The following is a 20,453-nucleotide window of genomic DNA, read 5'->3' as shown; positions in this document are numbered from 1 at the left end:
ATTTTTTGTCTCAATGGGCGGAAGGCAGGGGAAAGTTTTCCTCAGCAGCCTTAAAAATCTTGTCCAGATGGTCAAATTTTGCGCGGGGCGGCTAAATACGAGTGCCTTCCCTCTATATGGCATCCTCCGTCCAGCAAAACCCCTCCCGTCGAGCAGACGGACGGCGCCTCGGGGCTTCCGTGCAACCTATTGGCCCCAAGCCTTAGAAAGGCCGAGATTTTCCATGAGGTTTCTGCTATGGTTTGAGGCAGATAAAAAGGGAAGGGAGGAAACAATGCATACAACAAGACCGGAAAGCATCATAGAAGTCAGCTTCGACAGCGCCAGTGGCCGTCGCGCGCTCGGTATTATGAGCATGCGCCAGGCGTTGGACCTGCCCGACCTGCCGAGCTTTACCTATACGCATCCCGATCCGCAGAAAGCAGCCGCCGGTATCGTCTTAAACCGGCAAGAGCTGCAGAGATTCCTGACCTGTCATTGAGCAGGCCGCTCCGCGCAAGGAGACGATCGCGTACCAGTGCGATCGGCTGGCAGGCGCGCCTATTTCAAGCTGCCTTTCTTTCCATCGTCATCGGCGGCAACAGGACGACGGCATTCAATCCGCCTCCTTCGCGGTCTTCCAGACAGAGCGTGCCACCATGCGCATCGAGGATCTGGCGGACGATCGCCAAACCAAGCCCGCTGCCTCCAAGATCACGGTTGCGCGATTCCTCCAGCCGCACGAAGGGTTCGAGGACCTCCTTGCGCCGCTCCGCGGGAATACCCGGTCCACGATCGCCGACGATGATGGCATCCTGATCGCCGCGGCGCCCGACGACAATATCGGCCCGGCCGCCATAGCGCAGCGCATTGTCCATGAGATTATCAAGCACTCGAACGAGCGCGGTCTCCGTCATCGCGACGGCAATCGGCTGCCCGATCGGCATGAAACCCACCAGGCCCTGGCCGTCCTGCCGCTCGGCGAGGTGACCTTGGATGGCAGCGTCGAGATCGACAATGGTCTTGCCGTCCGAGATGACGGTGCTGCGGGCAAAGCCGAGCGCATCCTCCACCAGCCGCTGCATGGCCTCGACATCGGCGATCGCCCGCTCGCGATGCGGCGTTTCCGGCATCATTTCCATGCGCAGACGGAAGCGGGTGAGGTAGGTCCTCAGATCGTGCGAGATCGCTCCGAGAATAAGGGTGCGGTTGCTGACGAGCGCGGCGATGCGCAACTGCATGGCGTTGATCGCCTTGATCAGCAGACGCAACTCGCAGGCGCCTCTTTCGGGAATGTGAACCGGCTGCAGACCATTGCCGATCGAGTTGACGGTTCGCGACAGGCGCGTCAGGGGCCGGGTTTCCCGCGCGACGGCGGCAATGGCGATCACGGCGACCAGTATGCCGAGGATGCCGCCAATGAGGCCGATGGGAATACCGTTCAATCGCACCGTCGGCGTTTCGGGCAGGTTGAAGACGGCGACCTTGCCGCCGGCAACGCCGATCGACACCTCCACGATCCTGTCCGGCGCACCGACGGAGAACCAGCCCCGCGGCTTTTCGGAAAGCGACCGCATGTTGAAATAGCGGTTGCCGAGGGTGAGCGCCGCAAATTCGCGGGCGAGCTTCTCGGTAAGCGTCAGATTGGACGCCTCCCCCGTTTGGCCCAGGGCCGGCGGATCGGCCAGGTGGATCGCCAAGCCGTTGGCATTCAGTGCCCGCACGGCCGCCTGCTGCGCCTCGGGCGGAATGGCATCGAGAAGACGGATCGCGGTCTTCACCTGCTTGGCGGGCGACCGCTCCGGATTGAACGGCGTATCCGGCTTGAGCTGTGCGGCCGCAAAAGCCGCAAGCTGAATGATGAACAGCGCCACGGCCACAATCATGATGATGCGGGCGACCAGACCGAGTTTCAGCATGGTTCAGACATCCTTCACGTCCCTTGTAAGGAGATAGCCGGCATTGCGCACCGTGGTGATGATCTGAGCGCCATCAGGCAGGCAATGGCCGAGCTTGGTGCGCAGGCGAGAGACCGTAACATCGATCGTCCGGTCGAAAGGATCGGCGCCACGGCCGCGCGTCCAGTCGAGCAATTGCTCGCGCGACAGCACGCGGCGCGGTCTTTCGAGGAAGCAGACGAGCAGATCGAACTCGGCGGTCGTCAGATGCACGACACGCTCACCATCCATCTCGATCACCCGGCCGTCGAGATCGACGATCAATCCGGCGAAGCTCTTGCGTCGGGACGGGATGCCGGCATCTTCCGGCCGCTCCGGGCCGGAGCGGCGGAGAATGGCGCGGATGCGTGCCAGGAGCTCGCGCGGGTTGAAAGGCTTGCCGAGATAGTCATCGGCGCCCATTTCGAGGCCCAGAATGCGATCGATATCTTCGGTCTTCGCCGTCAGCATCAGGATAGGCACCTTGCTGCGGGTGCGGATGCGCCGGCATGCGGAGAGACCATCTTCACCCGGCAGCATCAGATCGAGGATGATCAGATCGGGGAACCCCCTGGACAGAATGCGATCCATAGCCGCGGCGCTGTCGGCGGCCTGCACGGCAAAACCTTCACGGCTCAGGAACTCCTCCAGGAGCGCCCTAATCTCGCGGTCGTCTTCGACCAGAAGCAGCGATGCGGAAACCATGGCTCTTCCATGCGGGGCGAGAGGCGGTTTTGGCAACAGGGAAACGACCGACGTTACAAACTGTAACAAATTTCCCTTCTTTTGAAAAATCCCAGCAAAAGAAGCGATGCAGTTTCTCCGTAGCCGGATCCCTCCGGAGCGAAGTCGGCAGCTTCGTTGCCGCCTACCCGACCCCATCGCCCGCTCCGGCCCGCGACAGGGCTCGCATCCACGAAATGCGAGCCCTGTCTGCTTTTCCAAACCGCCGATCCTTTTCGACAATGCGGGTTTGCGTCCTGCTCGCCGCCGTGCGAAAGGATTGACCTTCACCGACGGCAATGTCGGGCCAGGGAAACATGCTCATGAGGCAGGACGGTTGAGCCAAAGGCAATCACCGCAGAGATCCGGCAAAGCGACAAGGCGCACCCCAGAGCCAGAAGGCAAGCGCGTGACCTTGCCGCGGGCGCTTTCGAAGCTTGGCTATTGCTCGCGCACGCAGGCGGAAGCGTTGATCGTCGCCGGCCGCGTGACCGTGGACGGCCGCCCGATCTCCGATCCTGCCATCTGGGTCGATCTGGAGCATTCGAAGTTCGCGGTCGACGGCATCGAGATATCGGCCGAAAAGAAGCTCTATTTCATGCTGAACAAGCCGCGCGGGCTGGTGACGACGCGCGACGATCCCGAAGGACGGCCGACCGTTTATGATTGCCTGAGGGAGATCGATGCCCGCCATCTCGCGCCCGTCGGCCGCCTTGACAAGGCGAGCGAGGGATTGCTGCTCTTCACCAACGACACGGTATTGGCGCAGGCCCTGCTCGACCCCGTCAGCCATGTCGGCAAGGCCTATCATGTGCAGGTCGACCGCATCATGGACCTGGAACAGCTGGCACGCATGGAGCGTGGCATCGTCGACGATGGTGAACTCCTGACCGCGAGCTCAGCCCGGTTGCTGCGCAGCGGCGACCGCAACAGCTGGATCGAGGTGGAGCTGAAGGAAGGGCGTAATCGCCAGATCCGTCGCATGCTGGAAGCGCTCGGCATCGAATGCCTGCGGCTGGTGCGCGTTGCCTTTGGCGATATCGCGCTTGGCGATCTGCCGAAGGGCGGCGTGCGCGCCTTGACCGAGGCCGAAATCCTGAGCTTGCATCGGCGCGCCGGAATGAAAGTCAATCGATAGAAGGCTGAGCGCGATGCAACCTCATGACTTCTGGCAGGAGCTGGATGCGCCGGGCACCTTCGATCCAATGGCCGAGCGTGCGGATTTCTACGTAGCCGAGCTGCCGGACGGGCGGCAATTGCGGCTGCCGATCCGCGTGCTCGCCGACGGCGAACATGCGCTGGCGTCGTTGATCATCAATCAGGCAAGCTTCACCGTGCTGGACGCTCTTGCGGAGACTCTTGCGAAGCGAATGGCAGAATATGATATCGATGTCGTCGCCGGATTGCCGACGCTCGGACTGACGCTGGCGGCGGCAGTGGCCCGCGCACTCGGCCATACGCGCTACGTGCCGCTCGGAACATCGCGCAAGTTCTGGTACCGCGAGGAGCTTTCGGTCCCGCTCTCCTCCATCACCACGCCAAACCAGGAGAAGCGTCTTTATATAGACCCGCGCATGCTGCCGCTGCTGAAAGGAAAGCGCGTCGCGCTGATCGACGATGTGATCTCCAGCGGCGCCTCGATCGCTGCAGGTCTTTCTCTTTTAACGTCTTGCGGCATCGAGCCCGTGGTGATCGGCGCGGCGATGCTGCAATCCGAACGCTGGCGGGATCGTGTCGATCTGGGCGGCAAGCGCTGGAGCGCGAAAATCATCGGCGTGTTTTCGACGCCTATCCTCGAGTGGAGTGGAAGCGGCTGGCGTCGGCCGAGCTGACCGCATTTTGCTGTTGCGGCCGTGCGATGGAAAGCAAATTGCATATTATATATGTGAAAACCGTTCCGCTTCCGGCCGCAATACGCTAAGGGTCCGCTCAAGAAGCATCCGTCGGGCGGATGCACGAGCCTGTTGGTGGACGCGTTGCGAACTCTCTCCGAAGCCTATTTTCCGGAATTGCCCAACTACTATCGCGGTAAGGTGCGCGAAAATTACGATCTGCCCGACGGCAGCCGCATTATCATCAGCACCGACCGGTTGAGCGCGTTCGACCGCATCCTCACCTGCATTCCCTATAAGGGCCAGGTGCTGACGCAGACTGCCCGCTACTGGTTCGAACAGACACGCGATATCTGCCCGAACCACGTCATCGACTATCCGGACCCGAACGTCGTCGTCGGAAAGCGGCTGGATATCCTGCCCGTCGAGGTCGTCGTTCGCGGCTATCTCGCCGGCACCACGGGCACCTCGGTTCTGACGCTCTATAAGAAGGGGCAGCGCGAGATGTACGGCATCATGCTCCCGGACGGCATGCGCGACAACCAGATCCTGCCGGAGCCGATCATCACGCCGACGAGCAAGGAATTCGACGGCGGCCACGATGAGCCGCTGACGCCGACCCAGATTATCGAGCACGGGCTTCTGACAAAAGAGCAGTGGCAGGCGCTGACAAACTACGCTTTTGCCCTGTTCGCGCGCGGACAGGAAATCGCCCGCAAGCGGGGGCTGATCCTCGTCGATACCAAATATGAGTTCGGGACCGATGAAAACGGCACCATCATCCTTGCCGACGAAATCCACACGCCCGACAGCAGCCGCTATTGGCTTGCCGACAGCTACGAGGACCGCTTCAAGAACGGTGTGCGCCCCGAAAGCTTCGACAAGGATTTCGTGCGGGCCTGGGTCACGGAGCGCTGCGATCCCTATAAGGACGAGATCCCCGAAATTCCAAGGGAGTTGGTCGAGGAGACGTCCAAGGTCTATATACGCGCCTATGAAGCGATCACCGGCATGACTTTCGTGCCCGATGATCGCGGCGCAACCCCGCTTGACCGGGTTCGCGCAAGCCTCGTCCGCTATTTCCCTTAGGAGACCGTTTGAACGGTCGTTTCGCTGAATGGGCATGCCGAAGCCTCCTGGAAGTTGCGGCAACGGCGAAGCTTTGCGCCATTTACATCCCTTGATTGCGGATGCAAGGGTATGTTTTTTGCAACACTTTAGATTTTTTTTACCGACAAGCTGATATTTCGCCCGATCCCACATATGTTCGCTGCCGAGAATTCGTAAAAGCCACTGTGCTATTGCAAAACTCGTTGCTAGATTGTCGCCGACCGCTTCGGGTCGTTGTTTGTGTTGCGTAAGACTGGAGCGCCGGCATATGGGGTCAAGCCGATCCCGAAAAACACTGATCAGTAAATTGAATTGTGGGACAAAGTGATGGTTTCCATTCGTACTGCCGCCCCCGCCCTGCTGCTTGTTTTGGCAGGTTGCGTCAGCGGCCCAGACCATAAGCCACCGGAAATGCCTCTCCCGGCCAAATTCTCGGAGGGTGGTACGAAGGCAAACGGCGATGTCGCCGGCTCGCAATGGTGGACCGCTTTTGGCGACACCAAGCTGAATGCCTTCGCCGCACAGGGACTTGCCCAGAACTTGACCATCCAGCAGTCGCTGGAACGCATCAACCAGGCGGAAGCTGCCGTCGTCACAGCAGGTGCAGGCGGTCTCCCAAGCCTCACCGTGTTGGGTGACAACACGACCACAGGCCAGAAGGGTGGCTCGAGGGTATCGAGTTCCGCTGGCCGACGGAATACGACGACGGGAACCGCTTCGGCTTCCTGGCTGCTCGACCTCTGGGGTCAGTATCGCCGCGCTACGGAAAGCGCCAATGCTTCGGTCGACGCGGCCTATTCCAGCGTTGACGTTGCACGCCTGACATATCTGCAGGATCTCGCCAACAGCTATGTCAATGCCCGCTATTACCAGAGGCTCATCTCGATCGCGCAGGAAAACCTGAAGTCGCGGCGCGATACGCTTTCTCTGACCAAGTTCCAGCTCGAAGCCGGTGCGGCTTCCCGCCTCGACGTGGTCCAGGCCGAGGGCCTCGTCAACCAGACGCTGGCGCTGGTGCCCGGTTATGAAATCAGCTATCGCCAGCAGGTGCACCACATCGCGACGCTGCTCAACGTTCCTTCGTCGACGATTATCGCGCAAATGCAGGGCGGCGGCAGGCAGCCGATCTTCCGCGGCAGCGTCCGCACCGGTGTTCCGGCCGACCTCATCCGCAACCGTCCTGATATTCGCGTTGCAGAGCGTCAGCTTGCTGCCTCGACGGCCCAGATCGGCGTGGCGGAAGCCAAGCTCTTCCCGTCGATCACCCTCAGCGGCTCGATTTCGCCAACCTATGTCCACACTTCGGCAGCGAGCGGCGGCCTGACCACCTGGTCGTTCGGCCCATCGCTGAACCTGCCGATCTTCGACGGCGGTGCCCTGCGCGCCGGCGTCAAGAGCGCTGAATCGACAAGCCGCGAGAACTATCTCGCCTGGCAGCAGACGGTGCGAGAGGCTGTCGAACAGGTTGAAAACGCTCTATCCGCGGTCGCCCGTGACGCACAGACGGTCGCGGCGTTGCAGGCTCAGGTCAAGTCCTATCAGGAAGCCCTGCAGCTTTCGACGGCAAGCTATAAGGACGGTGCATCCTCACTGCTCGACGTTCTCGATGCCCAGCGCAACGTGACTGCTGCCCAGCAGAGCCTGGCGCAGGCTGTTCAGCAGAGCGCTACCGACTACATCTCGCTGAACGTCGCGATCGGCGCAGGCTATGTGCCGGCCGACAAGGCGATCGCGGCCGCAGGACCGACCAGAGCCAAGGCAGAGGCCATCAAGGTTGCTGCCAAGAAGGCGATCTAAGCCTGTGGCCTAGGCTGTAACAGAGCCTTACCGCTTGAACTTGAAAACCGCCGCAGGGATCTGTGGCGGTTTTTCTTTTGGGCGCACGGAAATGGCTAAAATGAAAATGGCGCGCTCCGCTTCCGCAAGAACACGCCATCGCCAAAAACAAAAAGGCCGGAATGACCCGGCCTTTCGCCATCCGCCTTCACATCAGTGCCAGTACATCCGTGGTCAAAGGCAAGGGCGGAACTGCAGCCAGATTGATCATGAAAGGTCAACGAAGAGTTAACGCCACTTTCATGATATTAACGGACGAAACGGCTCGCTTTCCAGCGCGCCAGCGCCCATCGGCTGCATGACTGAAGCGTATATGAGAGGGCAAGGTGGCAATTTCAAGGCCGCTTTGTTGTTTCTGCCAGAAACCTTCCAAAGCAGCCCGGCAGCCTTGATCGAAAACCTTAACGCCTTTTCGGTTTCGAACTGGCGCGTTCAAGCTGTATTCATGCAAATGCTTTTACAATACATGCACAGATTGAGGAGGCACTTGGGATTCCTATCAGACCCCGTGCATGGAGAAGCCTTTATCTTGCCGAAGTTGGCTAGTGTTACCAAAGAGCGCCGGGGTAGGCGCATGACTGTGAACAAGCGCCGGGGCGGCGAAGTGCGCGAAAGGGAGAGTGATTTATGAAATTCAAGGTTCTCGCGGCGAGTCTACTGACAGCGCTCATGGCGCTGCCAGCCATTGCGGAAGCGGCGGAAGGCTTTGCCACGGCAAACGTCAACATGCGGTCAGGCCCAAGCACCGCCTATCCGGCTGTCACGATGATCCCAGTCGGTGTGCCCCTTCAGATCAATGGCTGCCTCAATGATACGCCGTGGTGCGATGTCTCCTTCTACGGTGGCCGCGGCTGGGTTGCGGGCCGTTATATCCAGGCGACCTATCAGTCGCGCCGCATCTATATCGACCGGCAATATTACCGGCCGCTCGGTATTCCGACTGTGGTGTTCAATTTCGACGACTATTGGGGTCGCTATTACCGCGGCCGCGACTTCTACCGCGATCGCGATCGCTGGCGCCGCGGCCCTGGCTGGGGCGATCGACGGCCCGACAGCGGCTGGGACCGCCGCAATTCTCCGGGCTGGGACCGCGGCTCCGGCTGGAATGATAATCAGGATGGCAACTGGGACCGCCGCCCTGATCGCAATCGCGACTGGAATGACGGACAGGATCGCAACTGGGATCGCCGGCCTGATCGTGATCGTAACCGCGATTGGGACGGACAACGCGACGGCAATCGCGACTGGGGCAGACAGCGCCCGGACGATAACCGTGACTGGGGTAACCGGCCAGACCGCCAGCGCGACAACAACCGTCCGGACAATAATCGCCCGGACAACCGCCCGCGCCCGGAACCGCAGCAGGCTCAACCGCAACCACAGCCGCAGCAGCCGCAGAACAATCCTCGGCCGAATGCAAGCGACCCGGGACCTTATAGCCCTAACCACCGGGATCCATGCCCCGCGTCGGAGCCCAACTGCCGGATGTCGGTGAGAGGCTCGAACCGCTGACGGCCGGCCCTGCGACCACCTGAAAAGCTAAAAGGCCGGCGACTTTGAAAGTCGCCGGCCTTTTTGGTGAAGTGCATTGCCTCCCAGAAGAATGCGCTCCCATGCGGGAGCTTCACTCAGCAGATGATTTCACGGAAGAACACGCGCCCAAAACTCTCGACTTCTGCCGCGCTTTCGCCGGTTCGCAAGGTTTGGACAGTTAATCCGATGGTAACGGCATACTTCAATGCATCTTTAGACGCGCTTCCCGAGTCGCCGAAATGAACATCTCGCGCGCTTCTTCGGCAGACTTGCGGCCGTCAATGGCAGCCCGGCAAAGGCTTCGAGCCGCCACATAGAGGGGACCGCGGCGGTCGGGCCATAGATTGGCCATGCAGTTGAGGGCCTCGGACGGGCCTGTCACGACCTGGAACCTATCCTGAGCAAAACCGACCTCGATCGGATTGCTCCATTTGATATGTCGCATGAACACTCCTCCTCACGCGCTACCAATTACTTGGAACCGTCGATCAAGACGGCCATATGACAGTACTATAACCTTGTTCAGAGCATTCGAAAATATGGAAGATGGCTTGTTGTGCGTGAAGTATCGACGCAGCCTCATCCGATACGAGTGCGATAGTATCCCCAAATTGCAGGAGAACACCGGCAGCCGCAGATGCATCAAACCCCAGGAAAGCTACTTTTCACGTGCGATCCGCCTCGCCTCATCCGGAGAGAAGCCGGCACGGCGCGCAAGCCGCTCAAGGCCGAATATGCGGTCGATCTGGTCCACCAGCCACAGTTCGAAACGTTTCCACATTGGCTCAGTCTCCTCCGCTGCGATCCGTTCGATCGCAGCGGCTCACGATGAACATCGCACTGGCCAACCACTTTATTTCAACGGAATTGGGGCGGCCGTTGCGCGTTGGAGAGCAATTCCTGCTTCGTTGCGAAATCGCCGAACAGCTTTTTCAGCCGGGCTTCCTCCTCCTTGCAAATCCGGTGGCGTCGGACGAAATCCTCGACGCTCCAGACCTCGCGCAGCTTGCTCTCTTCAATTTGCTCTATCTTCAGTAATGAAGTCATGGGCTCGCCCTCTTTGTTTTTATAAGAGGATAATGCTCAGGGTGGCGAAAAGTTCCTTGCGTCCCCGCCGGTCGCAGGGCGAGATCGCCGCCATTGCGGGGCGGAATGTTCTTAATCCCTCCTTAAATCGCCGCATTTACAATTCAGGCGGGATTTGATGTCTTCAGGAGAGGCGGAACCAAGGCGAGTTGCTTTACCTCGATCGCCCATTGGCTCGAAGCGCGCTACCGCCGCTGCGATCAGCCTGATAGAAGGCATGGAATACAAGGGCACCGAGGTACGACCGGCCGGCAATGGCAGATAAGAAGAAATCAAGCCAGAGGATAGAACCATCCTTTTCCAGCGGCCGGGAACGCATTGAGGACGGATTCAATGCCGGCGAGCGCATCATCGGCAACAGGCGCTCGGCCAAGAAATATTCGTCTTCTTCCAAAACATACTACGAAGAGCCGGAACCCGACGACTATGACGACGAGGATGAGCCCGTGGTCGAAAAGCCTCGCCGCACTCGCGCCCGCAGCCGCCGCAAACCGGCACGCCGTGCGCCACCGCGGCGCGGCTTTTTCGGCTTCATCCGTTCGACGATCTACTGGGGGCTCGTACTCTGCCTCTGGGCCGGTATCGGCCTTGCCGGGCTCGTCGCCTACTACGGCTCGCGCATGCCGAGCGCCAGCACGTGGTCCATCCCTGAACGGCCGCCGAACGTCAAGATCAACGGTCTCGACGGAACCCTGATCGCCAATCGCGGCACCACGGGCGGCGAGGCCGTATCGCTGAGCGAGATGTCGCCTTATATTCCCGAGGCTATCGTCGCGATCGAGGATCGACGCTTCTACTCGCATTTCGGCTTCGATCCGATCGGTCTTGGCCGCGCGGTAGTGACGAATATCGTGACGGGACATGCCGTTCAGGGCGGCTCGACGCTGACGCAGCAGCTTGCCAAGAACCTCTTCCTGTCGCCGGACCGCACGTTGGAACGCAAGGTGCAGGAAGTGCTGCTGGCGCTGTGGCTGGAGCACAAGTACACCAAGGATCAGATCCTGACGATGTACCTGAACCGCGTCTATTTCGGCTCCAACGCCTATGGCGTCGAGGCCGCCTCGCGGCGCTACTTCAATAAATCGGCCAAGGACGTCAATCTCGGCGAGGCCGCCATGCTCGCCGGCCTGGTCAAGGCTCCCTCGCGGCTGTCGCCCGCCCGCGATCCTGCCGCCGCCGAGGCGCGCGCGCAGCTGGTGCTGCAGGCGATGCAGGATCAAGGCTTCATCACCGAGGCCGATACCAAGACGGCGATGTCCCAGCCGCCGACACGATCGAAGAGCTATTGGAGCGGCGCCGAGAATTACGTCGCCGACATGGTCATGGACCAGCTACCGAAGCTGATCGGCGGCGATGTCAAGGAAGACCTGATCGTGGACACCACGCTCGACATGTCGCTGGAGGAGAAGGCAGAGAAGGCGCTCAGCGATGTGCTCGAAAAGGAAGGCAAGAAGCTGAACGCATCGCAGGCCTCACTGGTTTCCGTCGACGCGACAGGCGCCATCCGTGCTCTCGTTGGCGGCCGCGACTATGCACAGAGCCAGTTCAATCGCGCGGTCACCGCCAAGCGCCAGCCAGGCTCCGCTTTCAAGCCGTTCGTCTATACCGCAGCGCTTGAGATGGGCCTGACACCCAATTCCATCCGCAACGACATGCCGGTCAAGATCGGCAACTGGGCGCCTGAAAATTATGAACAGCGCTATAGCGGCCCCGTCACGCTTGCCACCGCGATCGCGCATTCGCTGAACACGGTTGCCGCGCAGCTCGTCGCCGAAGTCGGGCCGGACCAGGTCATCAAGGTCGCCCGCAGGCTCGGCATTGAATCGGATCTGCAGGCCAATGCCTCGATTGCGCTCGGCACGTCCGAAGTGTCGCTGCTGGAGCTGACCTCCGCCTATGCCACCTTCATGAACGGCGGCTTCAAAGTGGCCCCGCATGTCGTCACCAAGGTAACGACCGCCTCCGGCAAGGTGCTGTACCAAGCCAATACAGACAATCCGGAGCGCGTGCTCAACCCGGATATCGTTACGAACATGAACGCCATGATGGCCGGCGTCATCACTAACGGCACCGGCAAGACAGCACGCATTCCAGGCTGGCAGGCGGCCGGCAAGTCGGGCACGACGCAATCCTTCCGCGACGCGCTGTTCGTCGGCTTCACCAGCCACCTGACCACAGGCCTCTGGTTCGGCAATGACGACGGCAAGTCGATGCGCAAGGTGACGGGCGGTGGTCTGCCGGCAAAAGCGTGGAAGGAATTCATGGTCGCCGCCCACAAGGGCATCACGCCGACGCCGATCTTCGGCGGCGGCCAGATCATCGACAACGGCCTGCCGATGGCGCAGGCAGGACCGAACGGCGACCAGCCGACCACCATCGGCAACATCATCTCCGGCGTCGCCAATGGCGGACAGCCCATACAGCAGCCGACCTTACAGCAAAGGCCGTCGCAACAGCCGATCCAGCCGCAGGTTGTCAACCAGGCCTCCGCGAACGACGACCCGCAGGACCTGCCGCCGGCAAATCTGGCCGACGACACCAACCCTTACAGCTCCAATCGGTATGACAGCGATATACCGCCCGCCGATGTCGGTGATGGCGGCGCTCCGGTCGCCACGGCGCGGCCGCACCGCTCGTCGCTGCTCGATGTCATCCTGGGCCGATAAAATCGCAATTTCGCACCCCACAGCACAGCGCGTCAGATAGGCGCGCTAAGGTCGCCGCAGCACTTTGGACCTGCTGCAGGATTTTATTCTTAAATCGATCCCGATTTAGAGAATTATGCAGTAGACGCTTGCATGGCCGCAGCAAGGCTGCTCTGATACGCGGTCGCGTCAAATCCTGAGGTCCCCGGCGCATATGGGACCATGTGGAATTTGAGCGACAAACCATTTGTTTTGCTGGATTTCAGGCGATTTCCTGCCTTGCAGTCAGTAAAACCGCTACTTATATACGCGGCATCACCGCAGTCATGGCTGCGCAATCCTCAAGACCATCCCGTAAGGGGCTGTCAATGGAATGCCTGACAGGGGTTCCGATAGCTTGCTTCAAGGAGAGAATGACATGGCAAAAGTAATTGGTATCGACCTTGGAACGACAAATTCCTGCGTCGCCGTCATGGACGGTAAGGACGCAAAAGTGATCGAAAATGCCGAAGGCGCCCGGACGACCCCCTCCATGGTTGCCTTCACCGACGACGGTGAACGTCTCGTCGGCCAGCCGGCCAAGCGCCAGGCTGTCACCAACCCCACAAACACCCTCTTCGCTGTCAAGCGCCTCATCGGCCGCCGCTACGAAGATCCGACGGTCGAGAAGGACAAGCACCTTGTTCCCTTCAACATCGTTCGGGGCGACAATGGCGACGCCTGGGTAGAAGCCAACGGCAAGGGCTATTCGCCCGCACAGATTTCCGCAATGATCCTTCAGAAGATGAAGGAAACCGCCGAATCCTATCTCGGCGAAAAGGTCGACAAGGCCGTCATCACCGTTCCCGCATACTTCAACGACGCTCAGCGCCAGGCAACCAAGGATGCCGGCAAGATCGCCGGTCTTGAAGTCCTGCGCATCATCAACGAGCCGACGGCTGCAGCCCTTGCTTACGGCCTCGACAAGAAGGACGGCAAGACCATCGCCGTTTACGACCTTGGCGGCGGCACCTTCGATATCTCCATCCTGGAAATCGGCGACGGCGTCTTCGAAGTGAAGTCGACCAACGGCGATACCTTCCTCGGCGGTGAAGACTTCGACATGCGCCTCGTCGAATATCTCGTTGCCGAGTTCAAGAAGGACAATGGCATCGATCTCAAGGGCGACAAGCTTGCCCTGCAGCGCCTGAAGGAAGCTGCCGAAAAGGCCAAGATCGAACTGTCGTCCGCGCAGCAGACCGAAATCAACCTGCCCTTCATCACGGCAGACGCCACCGGCCCCAAGCACCTGACGCTGAAGCTGACCCGCGCCAAGCTCGAAAGCCTGGTCGACGATCTCGTTCAGCGCACCATCGCTCCGTGCAAGGCAGCCCTCAAGGATGCCGGCGTTACCGCCGCTGAAATCGACGAAGTCGTTCTCGTCGGCGGCATGAGCCGCATGCCGAAGGTACAGGAAGTCGTCAAGCAGCTGTTCGGCAAGGAGCCGCACAAGGGCGTCAACCCGGATGAAGTCGTCGCGCTCGGCGCCGCTATCCAGGCCGGCGTGCTGCAGGGCGACGTCAAGGACGTTCTGCTCCTCGACGTGACCCCGCTGTCTCTCGGCATCGAAACGCTCGGCGGCGTCTTCACCCGTCTGATCGAACGCAACACGACGATCCCGACGAAGAAGTCGCAGACCTTCTCGACCGCCGACGACAACCAGTCGGCCGTGACCATCCGCGTTTCGCAGGGCGAGCGCGAAATGGCTGCGGACAACAAGCTGCTCGGCCAGTTCGACCTCGTCGGCCTGCCGCCGGCACCGCGTGGCGTTCCGCAGATCGAAGTCACCTTCGATATCGACGCCAACGGCATCGTTCAGGTTTCGGCCAAGGACAAGGGCACCGGCAAGGAACAGCAGATCCGCATCCAGGCTTCCGGCGGTCTTTCCGACGCCGACATCGAAAAGATGGTCAAGGATGCCGAAGCCCATGCTGCCGAAGACAAGAAGCGCCGCGAAGGTGTCGAAGCCAAGAACCAGGCCGAAAGCCTGATCCACTCCAGCGAGAAGTCGCTGAAGGATTACGGCGACAAGGTCACCGAAGCCGATCGCACCGCGATTTCCGACGCGATTGCAGCGCTGAAGGCGGCAACTGAAGCTTCCGAACCGGATGCCGAAGACATCAAGGCCAAGACCCAGACGCTTATGGAAGTTTCCATGAAGCTCGGCCAGGCGATCTATGAGTCGCAGCAGGCGGAAGGCGGTTCCGGCGATGCCTCGGCAGCAGGCGGCAAGGACGACGTCGTCGATGCCGACTACGAGGAAATCAAGGACGAAGGCGACCACAAGCGGTCTGCATAAGCGCGAACCGAAAGGTTCTAGGAGACTTAAATCCGGCTGCCTTCGGGGCAGCCGGAAATCCATTTCCGGGGTCTAGTCCTTAATGGCAAAAGCGGATTTTTACGAGACATTGGGCGTCTCAAAAACAGCGGACGAGAAAGAGCTGAAGAGCGCCTTTCGCAAGCTGGCGATGCAATATCACCCGGACAAGAATCCGGACGACAGCAGCGCCGAGCGGAAGTTCAAGGAAATCAACGAAGCCTACGAAACGCTCAAGGACCCGCAAAAGCGCGCAGCCTATGACCGCTACGGCCATGCAGCCTTCGAGCATGGCGGCATGGGCGGCGGTGGCGGCTTCGGAGCCGGTTTCGGCGGCGGCGGCTTCTCCGACATTTTCGAGGATATTTTCGGCGAGATGATGGGTGGCGGACGCGCGCGCGGTCGCTCGTCCGGCGGCCGCGAGCGCGGCGCCGATCTTCGCTACAATATGGAAATCTCGCTCGAGGAAGCCTTCAGCGGCAAGACGGCGCAGATCCGCGTTCCGACCTCGATCACCTGCGACGTCTGTTCCGGCTCGGGCGCCAAGCCCGGCACGCAGCCGAAGACCTGCGGCACCTGTCAGGGTTCCGGCCGCGTCCGCGCGGCGCAAGGCTTCTTCTCCGTCGAGCGCACCTGCCCGACCTGCCATGGCCGCGGCCAGATCATTCCCGACCCCTGCACCAAGTGTCATGGCCAAGGCCGCGTGACCGAAGAGCGTTCGCTCTCCGTCAACATTCCGGCCGGCATCGAAGACGGCACGCGCATCCGCCTGCAGGGCGAAGGCGAAGCGGGCCTTCGCGGCGGCCCCTCGGGCGACCTCTATATCTTCCTCTCCGTCAAGCCGCATGAGTTCTTCCAGCGGGACGGCGCCGATCTCTATTGTGCCGTGCCGATCTCGATGACGACGGCGGCGCTTGGCGGCACCTTCGATGTAGCGACGCTCGATGGCACGAAATCGCGCGTCAGCGTCCCCGAGGGAACCCAAGTCGGCAAGCAGTTCCGCTTGAAGGGCAAGGGAATGCCGGTGCTGCGCTCCAGCCAGGTCGGTGATCTCTACATCCAGATCCAGATCGAAACGCCGCAGAAGCTCACCAAGCGCCAGCGCGAACTGCTGCAGGAATTCGAGCAGATCTCTTCGAAGGACAACAATCCCGAATCGACGGGCTTCTTCGCCCGCATGAAGGATTTCTTCGATACGTTCAGCGACTGATTCGCCAAGCAAAGCTGTTTCACATGAATCCGGCCGATGATTCGGCCGGATTTTTTGTTGGTGTACGCGAATCAGCCGCCTCGTGGTTCGAGACCGCTCTGCGGGCGTCTTCACCACGAGGGACGTCCGCTATTACAAGGATTGATCTGCTGAACTTGGCGTAAAAGCCACTCCACCCTCCTCCTGAACACGTCGAAGGACAGGGGCGGCCTCTGGAAGCGTCCTCGATCTCTCTTGCACCCATTGCCGACGGCAAAAACCTTGCACTTGGCCGGGGTTCGGCATACGCCTCGCCCATCGACCCAGAATCCGAAAGACCGATGCCGAACAAGGTTTCCATCTCGCGACTGAAGCTGACCGACTTCCGCAATTACGCGGCCACGACGCTGACGCTTGACGAGCGGCATGTGGTGCTGACGGGCGACAATGGCGCGGGCAAGACCAATCTCATGGAGGCGGTCTCGCTGCTTTCGCCCGGCCGGGGCCTGCGCCGCGCCGCCTATGCCGATGTCACCCGGGTCAATGCGGCAGGCGGATTTTCCATTTTTGCCGAGCTCGAAGGCATGGACGGCAGCGTCGAGATCGGCACCGGCATCGACACGGTGGACGAATCGACAGCCCGCAGGCTTCGAATCAACGGCACGCCGGCCAAGACGGTCGACGAGCTGACCGATCACCTGCGCGTCCTCTGGCTGACGCCGGCCATGGATGGCCTGTTTACCGGCGGCTCCTCGGAGCGTCGCCGCTTCCTCGATCGGCTGGTGCTGTCGCTCGATCCCGCTCATGGCCGCCGCGCCAGCGATTTCGAGCGCGCCATGCGCAGCCGCAACAAGCTTTTGTCCGAAAGCCGGTTCGATCCTTCCTGGCTCGGCGGCATCGAGGAGCAGATGGCGAGCCTCGGCATCGCGATGGCGATCGCGCGGCAGGAAATGCTCGGCCTCCTCTCGCGGCTGATCGCCGAAACGCGCGAGACGACGCCGTTCCCCTCGGCGGCACTCGATCTTTCCGGCTTTCTCGAGGGCCAGTTCGACCGGCCGGCCGTCGATCTCGAAGATGTCTATGCCGACATGCTGCGCGAGGGGCGTTACCGTGACGCCGCTGCCGGCCGGACGCTGGAAGGGCCGCATCGGGCCGACCTTCTCGTACGTCACCGCGAAAAGGACATGGAGGCAGAACGCTGCTCCACCGGCGAGCAGAAGGCCCTGCTCGTCGGCCTTATCCTCGCGCATGCGCGGCTCGTCGGCAATCTTACAGGCTATGCGCCGATCCTGCTGCTGGACGAGATCGCTGCACATCTCGACGAGGGACGGCGTGCAGCCCTCTTCGATCTCATCGACGGGCTCGGCGGGCAGGCCTTCATGACTGGTACCGACAGGTCGATGTTCTCGGCGCTTGGCGAGCGCGCGCAATTCTTTACCGTGGCGCATGGCGGCATTACGAAATCCTAGAGCATGATGCCGAAAAGTGTGAGCGGTTTTCGGACGACATCATGCTCTACTTATTTGATTGTAGAGCCGGATTCAGATTTTAGGTCGAATAGACCTAAAATCATCCGGCTCTAACGCCTCCTTCACCGCGATTGTGCTAAACTCAAGCACATGGATCCTTTGACCTCAGACGAAATTGCCCGCTATCACCGCCATATTCTCCTGCCGGAGGTCGGCGGCGCGGGCCAGCAAAAATTGAAGGCGGCCCGCGTGCTTGTCATCGGCGCCGGCGGCCTTGGTGCGCCGGTGCTGCAATATCTCGCGGCCGCCGGCGTCGGTACGCTCGGCATTGCCGACGACGACCGCGTTTCGCTGTCCAACCTGCAACGTCAGGTGATTCACGATACAGGCACGATCGGCGAAATGAAGACGCAGAGCGCGGCAGACGCCATCGCGCGGCTGAACCCGCACGTGCGCACCATCCGCTTCGAAGAGCGCTTCAACGCCGATACCGCCGCACGGCACCTCGCCGGTTTCGATCTCGTCATCGACGGCTCCGACAATTTCGACACGCGCTATGCTGCAGCCGACGCGACCGAGGCGGCGCATCTGCCGCTGGTGACCGGCGCTGTCGGAAGATTCGACGGGTCCGTGACGACACTGAAGCCTTACGAGAGCGGCGCGGATGGCAACCTCAATCCGCGCTATCGCGATCTCTTCCCGGCGCCACCGCCAGAGGGCCTGATTCCGAGCTGCGCGGAAGCGGGCATCATCGGAGCCCTGACAGGCGTCATCGGCACGCTGATGGCAATGGAGGCGATCAAGCTTATCACAGGCATCGGTGAGCCGCTGATCGGCCGCCTGCTGCTCTATGATGGGCTTTCCTCGCGCTTCGAAACCGTACGCTATCGCCGCAAACGCGCCCGGGTCGCGGCGGAATGAGCGAAATCGCGTTTCGTCGCCTCGATGACGGCTTCGACCGCTGGGATGCGTTGCTGGATCTCATCCTGGCATCCTTCGCCTACATGAACGGCCGCATCGATCCGCCGTCCTCGGCGCTGGCGCTGACATCCGAAACGCTGACAGCGAAGGCGTTTAGCGAGATCGCTTATGCGGCACTCGATGGCGAGCAGTTGGTCGGCTGCATTTTCTGTCGGCCGGAGCTGGAAAGCCTGTATGTCGGCAAGCTCGCCGTGCTGCCGGCAGCACAGGGCAGAGGTATCGGCAAGCGGCTGCTAGGCCTTGCCGAGACAACGGCGCGAGAGCTTGGCCTCAAAGCGTTGCGGCTGGAAACGCGGATCGAGCTGGTCGACAACCATGCTACCTTCACCGCATGGGGCTTTCGCAAGACGGCCGAAAATCGCCATGCCGGTTTCGATCGGACGACATCGATCGAGATGCGCAAGGCGATTGCCTAGCGCATCCTTAGCCGATCAACGGGGCCGTCACGCTTCGCGTGGCGGGATGCGAGTAATGCGGGCACCCATGGCATTCAGCCGCTCCTCGATGCGCTCATAGCCACGCTCGATCTGCTGGGCATTGTTGATGACGCTCGTGCCCTCGGCGCACATGGCTGCGATCAGCATCGCCATGCCGGCACGGATGTCAGGGCTTTCGAGCTGGGCGGCGCGCAGCTTGGAGGGGCCGGCGACGATGGCGCGATGCGGATCGCACAGCACGATGCGGGCGCCCATGGCGATCAGCTTGTCGACGAAGAACATGCGGCTTTCGAACATTTTCTCGAACATCAGCACGACGCCGTCGCATTGCGAGGCGGTGACGATGGCGATCGACATCGTATCGGCGGGAAACGCCGGCCAGGGCTGATCTTCAATCTTCGGAATATGGCCGCCGAAATCAGGCTGGATCTTCATCTCCTGACCGGAGCGGATGATGAGATCGTCGCCGTCGATCTGGCAGCGGATGCCCAGGCGCTCGAAGGTCATCAGCGTGGAGCGCAAATGCTCGACGCCAGCGCGGCGGATGGTGATTTCCGAGCCGGTGACGGCGGCAAGGCCGATCAGGGAGCCCACCTCGTTATGATCGGGGCCGATGCGATGCGACGCACCACTCAGCCGCTGGCCACCGTGGATGGTCATCATATTGGTGCCGACGCCTTCGATTCGGGCGCCCATGGCCATCAGGAAGCGGGCTAGATCCTGTACATGCGGCTCGGACGCGCAATTGCGCAGGATCGTTGTCCCCTCGGCGAACACGGCAGCGCAAAGCGCATTTTCCGTCGCCGTCACGGATGGCTCATCGAGGAAGACATCGGCGCCACGCAGCCCTTCGGTGTGGAAGCTGTAGACGCTATTGACCTCGATTCTCGCGCCGAGCTGTTCCAGCGCCAGGAAATGCGTATCAACACGCCTGCGGCCGATAACATCGCCGCCGGGCGGCGGCAGGGTGATCTCGCCGCAGCGTGCCAGCATCGGACCGGCAAGCAGGATGGAGGCGCGGATGCGAGCGCAGAGATCGGGATCGAGATTGGCGGGGCGAAGCTCGCGCGCTTCGATTTCAAGCTCGTTGCGACCGAGCCAACGTACTTTCGCACCGACCGATTGGATCAGCTCCACCAGCGCCTCGACGTCGCGGATGCGCGGCACGTTGCTGAGCTCGACCCGCTGATCGGTCAGAAGCGATGCGGCGATAATCGGCAATGCGGCATTCTTGTTGCCGCTCGGTTCGATCTCTCCCGACAGCTTGAAGCCGCCCTCGACCACATATTGAATCCGCTCATGCGGCAGCGCGCGCGCCATGATTTCCGCCCTTCCTGATT

General features: G+C 61.1%; 19 protein-coding genes. 13 read left to right on the top strand and 6 right to left on the bottom strand.

Going from position 1 to position 20,453, the window contains the following annotated elements; genetic code table 11:
- Positions 1-274: 274 nt before the first annotated feature.
- Positions 275-481 (top strand): hypothetical protein, encoded by a 207-nt coding sequence (locus AC13QE_RS29640; protein WP_112338926.1) that lies wholly within the window; start codon positions 275-277, stop codon positions 479-481.
- 64 nt (positions 482-545) lie between these two features.
- On the opposite strand, the gene AC13QE_RS29635 is transcribed toward AC13QE_RS29640, so the two are convergent.
- The gene (locus AC13QE_RS29635; protein WP_132721682.1) at positions 546-1,898 is read right to left on the bottom strand and encodes an ATP-binding protein; all 1,353 of its coding nucleotides are present in this window, start codon (positions 1,896-1,898) and stop codon (positions 546-548) included.
- Between the two features lie 3 nt (positions 1,899-1,901).
- Complete coding sequence (locus tag AC13QE_RS29630; protein WP_132721684.1) at positions 1,902-2,621, bottom strand: response regulator; 720 nt, start codon at positions 2,619-2,621, stop codon at positions 1,902-1,904.
- A 355-nt stretch (positions 2,622-2,976) separates the two neighbouring features.
- Between AC13QE_RS29630 and AC13QE_RS29625 the strand changes: the two genes are divergently transcribed.
- The 6 genes from AC13QE_RS29625 to AC13QE_RS29600 all read left to right on the top strand — a co-directional run bounded on the left by AC13QE_RS29625 (position 2,977) and on the right by AC13QE_RS29600 (position 8,929).
- Positions 2,977-3,777, top strand: a complete 801-nt coding sequence (locus AC13QE_RS29625) for a pseudouridine synthase (protein WP_488486410.1) — start codon at positions 2,977-2,979, stop codon at positions 3,775-3,777.
- Positions 3,778-3,790: 13 nt separating this feature from the next.
- Entirely contained in the window at positions 3,791-4,471 is a 681-nt protein-coding gene (locus tag AC13QE_RS29620; RefSeq protein ID WP_488486409.1) for a phosphoribosyltransferase, read from the top strand.
- A 144-nt stretch (positions 4,472-4,615) separates the two neighbouring features.
- Positions 4,616-5,560, top strand: coding sequence for a phosphoribosylaminoimidazolesuccinocarboxamide synthase (locus tag AC13QE_RS29615; protein WP_488486412.1), 945 nt, complete (start codon positions 4,616-4,618; stop codon positions 5,558-5,560).
- A 348-nt stretch (positions 5,561-5,908) separates the two neighbouring features.
- On the top strand, positions 5,909-7,378 hold the full coding sequence (locus AC13QE_RS29610) for an efflux transporter outer membrane subunit (RefSeq protein WP_488486408.1): 1,470 nt from the start codon (positions 5,909-5,911) through the stop codon (positions 7,376-7,378).
- A 337-nt stretch (positions 7,379-7,715) separates the two neighbouring features.
- The gene (locus AC13QE_RS29605; RefSeq protein WP_488486407.1) at positions 7,716-8,048 is read left to right on the top strand and encodes a hypothetical protein; all 333 of its coding nucleotides are present in this window, start codon (positions 7,716-7,718) and stop codon (positions 8,046-8,048) included.
- On the top strand, positions 8,045-8,929 hold the full coding sequence (locus AC13QE_RS29600; protein WP_488486406.1) for an SH3 domain-containing protein: 885 nt from the start codon (positions 8,045-8,047) through the stop codon (positions 8,927-8,929). The genes AC13QE_RS29605 and AC13QE_RS29600 overlap by 4 nt, the downstream gene beginning before the upstream one ends.
- 223 nt (positions 8,930-9,152) lie before the next feature.
- Here AC13QE_RS29600 and AC13QE_RS29595 read toward each other — a convergent pair whose 3' ends face one another.
- From AC13QE_RS29595 to AC13QE_RS29585, 3 genes are all read right to left on the bottom strand, one after another.
- Positions 9,153-9,395: a DUF982 domain-containing protein gene (locus tag AC13QE_RS29595; protein ID WP_132721694.1), complete on the bottom strand. Its 243-nt coding sequence runs from the start codon at positions 9,393-9,395 to the stop codon at positions 9,153-9,155.
- Positions 9,396-9,608: 213 nt separating this feature from the next.
- Positions 9,609-9,731 carry a hypothetical protein gene (locus AC13QE_RS29590; RefSeq protein ID WP_257714005.1) on the bottom strand — a complete coding sequence of 41 codons (123 nt, stop codon included), beginning with the start codon at positions 9,729-9,731 and terminating at the stop codon, positions 9,609-9,611.
- Between the two features lie 77 nt (positions 9,732-9,808).
- The gene (locus AC13QE_RS29585; protein ID WP_112338918.1) at positions 9,809-9,997 is read right to left on the bottom strand and encodes a hypothetical protein; all 189 of its coding nucleotides are present in this window, start codon (positions 9,995-9,997) and stop codon (positions 9,809-9,811) included.
- A gap of 293 nt (positions 9,998-10,290) precedes the next feature.
- Here AC13QE_RS29585 and AC13QE_RS29580 point away from each other — a divergent pair, with 293 nt between their 5' ends.
- The 6 genes from AC13QE_RS29580 (at position 10,291) to AC13QE_RS29555 (ending at position 19,092) form a co-directional block, all read left to right on the top strand.
- Positions 10,291-12,702 (top strand): transglycosylase domain-containing protein, encoded by a 2,412-nt coding sequence (locus tag AC13QE_RS29580; protein WP_488486405.1) that lies wholly within the window; start codon positions 10,291-10,293, stop codon positions 12,700-12,702.
- A 397-nt stretch (positions 12,703-13,099) separates the two neighbouring features.
- On the top strand, positions 13,100-15,019 hold the full coding sequence (gene dnaK / locus AC13QE_RS29575) for a molecular chaperone DnaK (protein ID WP_488486404.1): 1,920 nt from the start codon (positions 13,100-13,102) through the stop codon (positions 15,017-15,019).
- Between the two features lie 82 nt (positions 15,020-15,101).
- On the top strand, positions 15,102-16,247 hold the full coding sequence (gene dnaJ, locus AC13QE_RS29570) for a molecular chaperone DnaJ (RefSeq protein ID WP_132721698.1): 1,146 nt from the start codon (positions 15,102-15,104) through the stop codon (positions 16,245-16,247).
- A gap of 320 nt (positions 16,248-16,567) precedes the next feature.
- Entirely contained in the window at positions 16,568-17,695 is a 1,128-nt protein-coding gene (gene recF, locus AC13QE_RS29565; RefSeq protein WP_488486403.1) for a DNA replication/repair protein RecF, read from the top strand.
- A gap of 150 nt (positions 17,696-17,845) precedes the next feature.
- A complete protein-coding gene (locus tag AC13QE_RS29560; RefSeq protein WP_488486402.1) occupies positions 17,846-18,616 on the top strand; it encodes a molybdopterin-synthase adenylyltransferase MoeB in 771 nt (256 codons plus the stop codon).
- Complete coding sequence (locus AC13QE_RS29555; protein WP_488486401.1) at positions 18,613-19,092, top strand: GNAT family N-acetyltransferase; 480 nt, start codon at positions 18,613-18,615, stop codon at positions 19,090-19,092. Before AC13QE_RS29560 ends, AC13QE_RS29555 begins: the two co-directional genes overlap by 4 nt.
- 27 nt (positions 19,093-19,119) lie before the next feature.
- Here the strand turns inward: AC13QE_RS29555 and murA are convergent, their stop codons facing one another.
- Positions 19,120-20,433, bottom strand: a complete 1,314-nt coding sequence (murA, locus tag AC13QE_RS29550; protein WP_488486400.1) for a UDP-N-acetylglucosamine 1-carboxyvinyltransferase — start codon at positions 20,431-20,433, stop codon at positions 19,120-19,122.
- Positions 20,434-20,453: the final 20 nt, after the last annotated feature.

This window comes from Martinezella sp. CNPSo 3957 (genome assembly GCF_057784395.1).
This window is presented reverse-complemented; position numbering and strand designations above follow the sequence as displayed.

Bases quoted from the DNA above. Each gene is read 5' to 3' on its own strand.
- AC13QE_RS29640 (WP_112338926.1), top strand. From the start codon at position 275: ATGCATACAACAAGACCGGAAAGCATCATAGAAGTCAGCTTCGACAGC.
- AC13QE_RS29635 (WP_132721682.1), bottom strand. From the start codon at position 1,898: ATGCTGAAACTCGGTCTGGTCGCCCGCATCATCATGATTGTGGCCGTG.
- AC13QE_RS29630 (WP_132721684.1), bottom strand. From the start codon at position 2,621: ATGGTTTCCGCATCGCTGCTTCTGGTCGAAGACGACCGCGAGATTAGG.
- AC13QE_RS29620 (WP_488486409.1), top strand. From the start codon at position 3,791: ATGCAACCTCATGACTTCTGGCAGGAGCTGGATGCGCCGGGCACCTTC.
- AC13QE_RS29610 (WP_488486408.1), top strand. From the start codon at position 5,909: ATGGTTTCCATTCGTACTGCCGCCCCCGCCCTGCTGCTTGTTTTGGCA.
- AC13QE_RS29605 (WP_488486407.1), top strand. From the start codon at position 7,716: ATGACTGAAGCGTATATGAGAGGGCAAGGTGGCAATTTCAAGGCCGCT.
- AC13QE_RS29600 (WP_488486406.1), top strand. From the start codon at position 8,045: ATGAAATTCAAGGTTCTCGCGGCGAGTCTACTGACAGCGCTCATGGCG.
- AC13QE_RS29595 (WP_132721694.1), bottom strand. From the start codon at position 9,395: ATGCGACATATCAAATGGAGCAATCCGATCGAGGTCGGTTTTGCTCAG.
- AC13QE_RS29590 (WP_257714005.1), bottom strand. From the start codon at position 9,731: ATGTGGAAACGTTTCGAACTGTGGCTGGTGGACCAGATCGACCGCATA.
- AC13QE_RS29585 (WP_112338918.1), bottom strand. From the start codon at position 9,997: ATGACTTCATTACTGAAGATAGAGCAAATTGAAGAGAGCAAGCTGCGC.
- AC13QE_RS29580 (WP_488486405.1), top strand. From the start codon at position 10,291: ATGGCAGATAAGAAGAAATCAAGCCAGAGGATAGAACCATCCTTTTCC.
- dnaK (WP_488486404.1), top strand. From the start codon at position 13,100: ATGGCAAAAGTAATTGGTATCGACCTTGGAACGACAAATTCCTGCGTC.
- dnaJ (WP_132721698.1), top strand. From the start codon at position 15,102: ATGGCAAAAGCGGATTTTTACGAGACATTGGGCGTCTCAAAAACAGCG.
- recF (WP_488486403.1), top strand. From the start codon at position 16,568: ATGCCGAACAAGGTTTCCATCTCGCGACTGAAGCTGACCGACTTCCGC.
- AC13QE_RS29560 (WP_488486402.1), top strand. From the start codon at position 17,846: ATGGATCCTTTGACCTCAGACGAAATTGCCCGCTATCACCGCCATATT.
- AC13QE_RS29555 (WP_488486401.1), top strand. From the start codon at position 18,613: ATGAGCGAAATCGCGTTTCGTCGCCTCGATGACGGCTTCGACCGCTGG.
- murA (WP_488486400.1), bottom strand. From the start codon at position 20,433: ATGGCGCGCGCGCTGCCGCATGAGCGGATTCAATATGTGGTCGAGGGC.